At 56.0% G+C, this 6,696-nt stretch carries 4 protein-coding genes; all 4 read left to right on the top strand.

Going from position 1 to position 6,696, the window contains the following annotated elements; all coding sequences use genetic code 11:
• A partial coding sequence (locus tag QCD69_RS22215; RefSeq protein WP_301253542.1) for a type VI secretion system Vgr family protein occupies window positions 1–1,028 on the top strand: 1,028 nt, incomplete at its 5' end.
• The gene (locus QCD69_RS22210; RefSeq protein ID WP_301253541.1) at window positions 1,025–1,447 is read left to right on the top strand and encodes a DcrB-related protein; all 423 of its coding nucleotides are present in this window, start codon (window positions 1,025–1,027) and stop codon (window positions 1,445–1,447) included. The genes QCD69_RS22215 and QCD69_RS22210, both read left to right, overlap by 4 nt.
• Before the next feature lie 3 nt (window positions 1,448–1,450).
• Window positions 1,451–5,929, top strand: coding sequence for an RHS repeat-associated core domain-containing protein (locus QCD69_RS22205; RefSeq protein WP_301253540.1), 4,479 nt, complete (start codon window positions 1,451–1,453; stop codon window positions 5,927–5,929).
• Complete coding sequence (locus tag QCD69_RS22200; RefSeq protein WP_301253539.1) at window positions 5,926–6,360, top strand: type IV secretion protein Rhs; 435 nt, start codon at window positions 5,926–5,928, stop codon at window positions 6,358–6,360. Before QCD69_RS22205 ends, QCD69_RS22200 begins: the two co-directional genes overlap by 4 nt.
• Window positions 6,361–6,696: the final 336 nt, after the last annotated feature.

Genomic DNA, 6,696 nt, shown 5'->3' with positions numbered 1-6,696 from the left:
CCTTCACGCTGCTGAACGCGCCGTTCTTCAGCGACAACGGCGAGTACCTGACGGTAAGCGCGTACTACGACTTCGAGGAGAACCGCTACGCCAGCGGGGGCGACGGCGGCACGAAGCACAATATCGCCATCGGGGTTATCCCGTCGGCGGTGACGTACCGTGCGGCGCCGGAAACGCCGTGGCCGCGCACGCACGGGCCGCAGACGGCGAAGGTGGTGGGGCCGAAGGGCGAATCCATCTGGACGGACAAGTACGGGCGCATCAAGGTGAAGTTCCACTGGGACCGTCTGGCAAAGGGGGACGACACCAGCTCGTGCTGGGTGCGCGTGTCGAGCGCCTGGGCGGGCCAGGGATTCGGCGGCGTGCAGATCCCGCGCGTCAACGACGAGGTGGTGATCGACTTTATCAACGGCGATCCGGACAGGCCGATCGTGACGGGCCGCGTGTACAACGAGGCGAGCATGCCGCCGTGGGCGCTGCCCGGCGCGGCAACGCAGATGGGCTTTTTAAGCCGCTCGAAGGACGGCACGCCGGACAACGCCAACGCGCTGCGCTTTGAAGATAAGGCGGGCGAGGAACAGGTGTGGATCCAGGCGCAGAAGAATATGGATACCAATATCAAAAACGATGAAACCCACACGGTAGGCGGTAATCAGACGGTATCCGTTAATAAAGATTTTACCAGCACGGTAAGCGGCGCTTACGTGCAGAAAACACAGAAATCACGTAATGAACTGGTGGGAGGAGATTACGAGCTTTGGGCGCAGGATGGCTTGCAAATTGCCGCCGGACAAGGCATCAGCTTTGTTTCGGGCGAGAGCGTGCTGACGCTCGATCCCAACGGCACTATTTCGTTGCAATGCATTCAGTTCCAAATCAACGCCACCGGCAACGGACAAATCAATACCGGCGGCACGCTGGATCTGAATATCAGCACGCCAACGCCGGGCATCACGCCCGATCCAACACCGATGACTATCGGCTATGAGGTTCTTCAGGCCTTCGATAAAAAAGGAAGCAATTCATGAATTACATTTTATCCGAAGGCACGCTGACGTTACCTGAAGCGGTCCAGGAACAAAGCATCACCTTACTGAAACTGCCCAAAGCACGCGCCACGCTGGTCGTGACCCGAGCGTGGGATGTGCAGGAAGGCGAAGAAGCGCGCTATCTGCAACAGCAGTTGGAAAAAGTGAAACGCGATATGAAAAAATTCGCGGCTGAAAAAGTGCAGGAGGCGCTTTTCGGCGGCCTGCCTGCGCAGGAAGTGGCGATGCGTTTTGAAAACCAGGGCGTGGCGGTCGTGCAAAAGCTGCTGGTCGCCAGAACCGCTACGCATCTGATGACGTTGACCTTTAGCCGCGCAGGCTCTTTCGATGCGGCTTCCCTGGCCGTCTGGCAAGATATTAAAAAAGGGTTTATTCCTGCCGCAGGATCGGAGGCTTGAGTGATGTCCGATTCGATCGCAGCTCGTTTAGACGATCCTTTAGTGCACAGCTCCGCACTGGCGGATCTTGTCAGCGGATTAGTTGAAGGAGCTATCTATACCGGCATTTTAGCCGGCGCTGGCCTGCTGTTTGCCGTCAACCCGGTAGCCGGCGTCGCGGTTGGCGCGGCAGCCATGCTGGGTGCGATGGCATCCGGCTATCCTGAAAAATTGGGCAACAAAGCCAGCGACGCCGTTGACGGCCTGCTGGATACGCTGGGCATGCGCGGGCCGCCGGATGCGGTTATAACCAGCGGTTCTGATAACGTTAAGATCATGGGCAAACCGGCTGCACGCGCGGCAGGAACCGTAAGCCGTGCCTGGCTGGCTTCGCCGTCTGTCGGCAGCGAAGAAGCGCCGGGGCTGAAAGATATTGCCATGGCTGTGGCGGGCGGGATCGCTTCCACTATCCGTCATCCGGGCGATGCCGTGAGCGCCGCGCTGGATAAGGTCAGCCATCTTAACGCTGAATCGGTAGGCAACTGGTTTAGCAATCTTTGGGATGATTTGATTCAGCCGACCGTTGCCAGTGCCAGTCCTTATGCCACGCCAGCCAATAAAGATACCGTCGCCTGTACCAAAGGGCATCTGGCCGAGAATGCCAATTTTCTGGCGGAAGGCTCGAAAAAGGTGATGATCAACGGCCATCCTGCAGTGCGCAACGGGCATCGCAGCACCTGTGAAGCTACTGTTCAGGTCAGCGATAACCCGCGCGTGCGTATCGGCGGGGACAGCGTGGTGGTGCGCGATATTCGCAGCGGCAAAAACATGCTGGCCTATTTTATCGGCGGCCTGCTGAGCGGCGGTATCGGTAAAGAAGGGGCAAAACTGCTGGAACAGCTTTTTACCCGCATCGCCGCCCGGCGCGCGCTGCGGCAAATCACCTGTACGATCGTTTCTGAAGCCGGAGGAACGGTTGCCGCAGGCGCCATCTCCTCCGTGGCGATGCAGAGTTTTCACCCGGTTAACTATGCTACCGGGGCCAAGATCCTTGCCGGTCAGGACGATCTGGATTTTGTGCTGGAGGATCGTATCCCGCTTTACTGGCAACGCATCTATCACAGCCGCAACCTGACGACCGGTCTGCTGGGCACGGGCTGGATGCTGCCGTTTGAAACGCGTCTGCTCCGCTTTCGTCATCCGGACGGGACTTTCCAGTTTGCCTGGCGCGACATAACGGGTCAGGAGCTGGGACTGGGCGAGATTGCGCCAGGCGACGTGGTGCGTTTTGATGAAGAGGGCTTTACGCTGTTCTGCTCGCTGCAGGGCGTTATCGTCATGCAGACCGCCCAAGGCGAGTTTCATTTTTACGAGCCAGATCCGCAGCGTGAGGGTGAATGGCGAATCGGCCGCATTTATGACCGTCATGAAAACTGCCAGCATTTTAGCTGGAACGAAGCCGGACAGCTGACCGCCATCGCTGGCGATAACGAAGCGCTGGACGTGCGGCTGAGCTATGAACCGCAATATGGCCGACTGACGGCGCTGCATCAGGTGGTCGCCGGGGAATTATGTCCTCTGGTGAATTATCGCTATAACCCGCAGGGACAGCTGATTGCGGTGCAGGATGCTGATGGGGTTGAAACCCGCCGCTTCAGCTGGGATCGCGCCAGCGATCTGATGGCCTCGCACAGTTACGCCACCGGCCTGACCGTGGCCTACCAGTGGCAGCCAGCCCGCGATCCACGTTACTGGCGCGTATATGAGTATCAGGTGCTGGACGAACATCAGCATTGCCTGGAGCGCTGGCTGATCGATGCAGACGAAGAAGATCGCAGCGCAAACGTGACCTGTTTTTCTGGCGGCACCACGCAGCATCGCTGGGACGAGCTTTGTCGTATTACCGACTATATCGACAGCTATGGCGCGCACTGGCGATACCGCTGGGCGGAGCAGGGCGACCTGCTGATGGCTACCCTTGCGCCGGGCGATCGGGTCTGGACCTATGACTACGATGAACGCGCCAATCTGTCGATGGTGCGCGATCCGCTGGGTCAGACCACTACGACCCTCTGGCATCCATCCTATGCGTTTCCGTTAAAAGAGGTGCAGCCCGACGGTGCCGTGTGGCAATACGAGTACAACGACGCCGGAGATGTTGTAGCCGTAACCGATCCGCTCGGCGGTACCAGCCGTTTTACCTGGAACGAGCAGGGCGATTTAATCACGCGCACCGACGCGCTGGACAACATGCATCGCTTCTGGTGGAACGAGCGCGGGCAGCTCCGGCGCGACGAGGACTGCTCCGGCAACCAAAGTTATCGTCTGTATGATGATGCGGGAAGGTTGCTGAGCAGCACGGACGCGGAAGGCAACACTACGCGTTATCGCTGGAGCGCTGCGGGTCGTCTGCAGTGCCTGACGCGTCCTGACGGACGTGAAACGGAATATGAATACGATCGCGCCGGCATGCTGGTTGGCGAGAACGTCGACAGCTTTTCAGAGCGGCACGTGGCCCGTAACGTGCGCGGGCAGATCGTCAGCCAGACCGATCCAGCAGGGCATATTACCCGCTATCAGTACGATCGCTTTGGACGGATGACGGCGTTAATCAATCCAAACGGCGATCGCTGGCAGTTCGAGTATGACAACAGCCAGCGCCTGCTGGCGCAGATTGACTACGCGGGGCGTCGCAAAAGCTATGGTTATGACGAGCTGGGCCAGGTTACGGAAGTCGTACAGCATCCGTTGTCTGTTGAAGGCGAAAACCTGCCGCCTCACCGCACGCAGTTTGAATATGATGAAGTCAGTCGCCTGACGGTGAAAACTACGCAGCAGCACCGTACCGAATATCACTACGGCCCGGACTGCGTGGAAGTCAGAAAGATAGCGCTGACGGAATGGGAGAAGGCACGAGCTGAAGGCCGTGAGGCAGAAGCCGAAGTACTGACCTTAACCAGCGACGCGCTGGGCAACCTGCTCAGCGAAGAGAACAGCGGCGGGCTGTTCACGCATCAGTATGACGCGCTGGGCAACCTGACCGGCAGCACGCTGCCGGACGGGCGCGAGCTGAACTGCCTGCGCTACGGCACCGGTCATCTGCTGCAGATGAACCTGAAAATGCACGGTAAGCAGAGCGAAATCGCGGGCTATCAGCGCGATAAGCTGCATCGTGAGATCGATCGCACCCAGGGCGCGCTGCATCAGGAGACGCGCTACGATCCTGTCGGGCGGATCGTGATGCGCCGCAGCGGCTTTATCGATCGTTCAGGCGTGGTGCTGGAGCGCCGCTATCGCTGGGATCGTCTGGATCAGGTGATGCAGCAGCTGGTGTCGGACAGCGCAACGCGGCAGAACGAGTGGGCAAACCAGCAGCAGCGCTTTGGCTATGATGCAACGGGGCAGGTCACGCGTGAAGTCCGCACCTATAAGGAAGAGCATTTCAGCTGGGACGCTGCCGGAAACCAGACCGACAGCCCGGGCGAAACCGTCTGGCACAACCTGCTGCTCAGGCTGAAGGGTGCGCGCTGGCGCTACGACGGCTTTGGTCGCATGACGTGGCGGAAATCGTCTGCCGATGCCGTGGAGCAGCACTTCAGCTATGACGACGAGCACCGCGTCAGCGAAGTACGTTTCGACGGGCACAGGGAGTTCAGTCGTGCGGAATATCGCTACGACGCGCTGGGTCGCCGTACGCAAAAAATTCTGCATCGCCACGGAAGGGAAAAGGAAGTTATTTCGTTTCTGTGGAGCGGCATGCGGATGGTGGGCGAAAGCAGCAGCCTTCAGCCTGCGCGCAACACGCAGTACATCTACGGCGAAAACAGCTGGGAACCGCTGGCGCGCGTAGACAGCATCGGCGAACAGTCGGACATTTTCTGGTATCACACCGAACTGAACGGCCTGCCGGAACGGATGACCGACGAACACGGCGAGGTGGTATGGCGCGGCCGTTTCTCCACCTGGGGCGAAACGGAGCGCGAAAGCGTCACCGGCTTCCAGGCGGTACAGCAGAACCTCCGGTTTCAGGGGCAGTACCTGGACAGGGAGACGGGCCTTCATTACAATTTATTCCGCTATTACGATCCGGTGGGTGGGCGGTTTACCCAGGTTGACCCGATAGGACTGGCGGGTGGGATTAACCAGTACGCTTACGCACCTAACTCATTAAACTGGATCGATCCTCTTGGTTTAACGAAATGTCACGAGAGTTTTGAGCAAGCCAGGAATAAAGCACTAAAATGGCTTGAAGAACGAGGTTTTAAGGCTGAGAAAGTAAATACTGGTAAATTTGGTATGACTAAAGGAAGACCCGTGGGGATGACAACTTCTGATGGTAAAACAGGTTTCAGGATTGAATATGATGAACGCAGCGGAGCTCATATAAACGTGTTTAGTGGTAAGGAAAAAGGTGAGCACTTCCTTTTTGATGCGACTGAATCATCAGTGACCCGATTGCAGAATTTATTTAATTTACCATCTAAAATTTGGAGGGGGCAATGACATTGCAATATGAGGTATTAAAAGGTGTGAGTAACTTACGCTATCCACCAGAAGTCATTGAAGATTGGGAACCAATAGCAGATATACTCTCAGATAGATTCCCCTGGAAAGGGTCAAAGATTGATTGGAATCATTTAAAATGTCATGTTGAAGATAAATTTAATTTTTCAAGTGACGATCACTCAAAAGAGATTGAAAGGTTTCTGATAAAAAGTGGTGCGATTAATAAAATTAGCAAAAGTAATGTAATTTATTACATAAATGATTCTTCATTAGACTTTGCATTCTTGCTGAAACCAAATTCATTTATAGATTTTGCTAGCTATGCAACAAATAATATACCACAGCATCATTATTTTTTTGATAATGAGGGTTCCTGGTGTTTAGCTATAACATCAGAAGGATATATAGACTTTGGACTTGCTGAGTAAATAAAATGTAAGCCGGAGGTAGGAAAATGGCCTCAAATCCTTCCGGTTTTAAAATTTAAGCGTGCACCCCCTTACATATTATGCATTCTGAAAGCGATGCTGGCGCCGCACAGCATTCGTTTTGAATACCACCCAGTGAACCGCCAGACGGTAAAAACTGCAGTGCAGAGGCGCATCAAATACCACTACGTTGACAACCGCGTGACGGTGAAAAGATGCCGCTGGCTGCCTGGCTGAGCATGCAGGCCGAAGGGCGGAAAGTTACCGACGTCGAGGTGGTGTGATCCTACCCACGTAATGTGGACACGGCCCTAAGCGAGGTTTTGGTTTTCAAAC

It is taken from the genome of Erwinia sp. PsM31 (assembly GCF_030433775.1).
Lineage (GTDB): Bacteria > Pseudomonadota > Gammaproteobacteria > Enterobacterales > Enterobacteriaceae > Erwinia > Erwinia aeris.
Note: the sequence above shows the minus strand (reverse complement) of the source record. Positions and strands in the feature narration are given on the sequence as shown.

Coding starts and splice junctions, on each gene's coding strand:
- QCD69_RS22210 (WP_301253541.1), top strand. CDS start 1,025: ATGAATTACATTTTATCCGAAGGCACGCTGACGTTACCTGAAGCGGTC.
- QCD69_RS22205 (WP_301253540.1), top strand. CDS start 1,451: ATGTCCGATTCGATCGCAGCTCGTTTAGACGATCCTTTAGTGCACAGC.
- QCD69_RS22200 (WP_301253539.1), top strand. CDS start 5,926: ATGACATTGCAATATGAGGTATTAAAAGGTGTGAGTAACTTACGCTAT.